The following is a 2184-nucleotide window of genomic DNA, read 5'->3' on the forward strand; positions in this document are numbered from 1 at the left end:
ACTTTGCCCATTATCTGGCTAAAAACGCTGTTCGTTATTCTGATGGTTCTGCCAACGGTCTGACCCATAAAACATTTGAAGCTATTCAGTATTACCTGCTGAAAGCCTCTAACCAGCTGGCGAAAGAAAAAGGCACCTGCACCAAGTTCCATGAGACCACCTACTCCCGGGGCATCCTGCCGATAGATACCTACAAGAAGGACCTGGACGAAGTCTGCACCGAAGCACTTCATCTGGACTGGGAAGCCCTGCGCAGCGAGATCAGGAATCACGGCCTGCGTAACTCAACACTGACCGCCCTGATGCCTTCCGAGACTTCATCACAGATCAGTAACGCGACCAATGGTATTGAACCACCACGAGGCTTTGTCAGCGTCAAGGCCAGCAAAGACGGCATCCTGAAGCAGGTTGTACCCGACTTCGAAGAGCTGCGTCACAACTATGAGCTGCTGTGGAATATCACCAGTAATGACGGTTACCTCCAGCTGGTTGCGATCATGCAAAAGTTTGTTGACCAGACCATTTCGGCCAACACCAACTATGATCCAGCCCGTTTCGAAGGCGGTAAAGTGCCAATGAAGCTCCTTCTTAAAGACCTTTTGACGGCCTACAAGCTAGGTGTGAAGACCCTTTACTACCACAACACTCGTGATGGTGCGTCAGACGGTCAGGAAGAAGCTGACGATGGCTGTGCAGGCGGCGCTTGCAAAATTTGACGAAAGTCGGAACCGGGACACTGGAACAGTGTCCCACTTAAACCAGCGTTAATAGCAACTGGACGAGGCCGGCCCTTCCTGGCCCTGAAGCAGAGAAAACATGAGCTACTCGACTTTCAACCAAGAAAAGTTCAATGCCACTCAGGAACCTATGTTTTTTGGACGGGGTGTTAACGTCTCCCGTTATGATGTCCAAAAACACCCGATCTTTGAAAAACTGATCGAAAAACAGCTGTCATTCTTCTGGCGTCCGGAAGAGGTGGACTTATCGACCGACCGCAGTGATTTTGCCCATCTGCCAGAACATGAAAAGCATATCTTCCTGAGTAACCTTAAATATCAGACCCTGCTGGACTCTGTGCAAGGCCGCTCACCCAATGTCGCCCTGCTACCCATTGTTTCTCTGCCTGAGCTGGAAACCTGGATTGAGACCTGGGCTTTTAGTGAAACCATTCACTCTCGCTCATACACCCACATCATTCGCAACATCATCACCGAACCTTCCGTGGTTTTTGATGACATTGTCAATAACGAGGCCATTGTGAAAAGGGCGGCTGACATCACCCGTTACTACGATGACCTGATTGAAGGCATCAGCCAGCTTAACATGCTGGGTGAAGGCACCCACCAACTCAAAGGTAAAGAAGTGCATGTTTCCGTCAGGGACCTGAAGCGGAAACTTTACCTGACTCTGGTATCCGTCAACGTTCTGGAAGCCATTCGCTTTTACGTCAGCTTTGCCTGCAGCTTTGCTTTTGCCGAGCGCTCCACTATGGAAGGCAATGCAAAAATCATCAAACTAATCGCCCGCGACGAAGCCCTGCACCTGACCGGTACCCAGCACATCCTGCAAATCATGGCTGAGGGTAAAGACGATCCGGAAATGGCTGAGATTGCTATTGAGCTCCGGACAGAAGCCAGAGAAATTTTTATTGCTGCTGCTGAACAGGAAAAAGAGTGGGCTGAATACCTGTTCCAGAATGGCTCAATGATTGGTTTGAACAAGGACATTCTCAGCCAATATGTCGAATACATCACCAATCAGAGAATGGCTGCCCTGGGCTTTGACCCGGCCTTCTCACCCCGCCAGAACCCTCTACCCTGGATGAATAGCTGGCTGAACAGTGACTCTGTCCAGGTAGCGCCTCAGGAAGTGGAAGTCAGCTCCTATCTGGTTGGACAGATTGATAACGAAGTCCAGACCGATGACTTCAGCAACTTCTCACTCTAAGAGATAGCACGATGGCCACTGGGGGCTGAACGAGTAAAGACAGCCTCCCGGCCAACCGTTTACCAGGAGATCCTCATGGCCAACATCGTCAAGATACTGGATGGCTTCAGCTTCATTTCCAGAAGCGACCTCAACCTGCTGGAGGCGCTCGAGTCACAGAAGGTGGATATTGAATACCAGTGTCGTGAAGGATTCTGTGGCAGTTGCCAGGTTCAACTGGTGGCCGGTGAAGTGGAA

At 50.5% G+C, this 2184-nt stretch carries 2 protein-coding genes and 1 pseudogene; all 3 read left to right on the forward strand.

Annotated features, from left to right (window positions below; translation table 11 throughout):
- A pseudogene (locus KDK17_RS07430) lies at nt 1–716 on the forward strand (ribonucleotide-diphosphate reductase subunit alpha); the annotation flags it as partial.
- A gap of 100 nt (nt 717–816) precedes the next feature.
- Nucleotides 817–1947, forward strand: a complete 1131-nt coding sequence (nrdB, locus tag KDK17_RS07435; RefSeq protein ID WP_257287740.1) for a class Ia ribonucleoside-diphosphate reductase subunit beta — start codon at nt 817–819, stop codon at nt 1945–1947.
- Between the two features lie 75 nt (nt 1948–2022).
- A partial coding sequence (locus tag KDK17_RS07440) for a 2Fe-2S iron-sulfur cluster-binding protein (protein WP_257287741.1) occupies nt 2023–2184 on the forward strand: 162 nt, incomplete at its 3' end.

Source organism: Endozoicomonas sp. SESOKO2, assembly GCF_024606245.1.
In the GTDB taxonomy this organism is placed as follows: domain Bacteria; phylum Pseudomonadota; class Gammaproteobacteria; order Pseudomonadales; family Endozoicomonadaceae; genus Endozoicomonas_A.

What these genes read in the sequence shown, in the direction of transcription:
- nrdB (WP_257287740.1), top strand. Translation starts at nt 817, where the DNA reads ATGAGCTACTCGACTTTCAACCAAGAAAAGTTCAATGCCACTCAGGAA.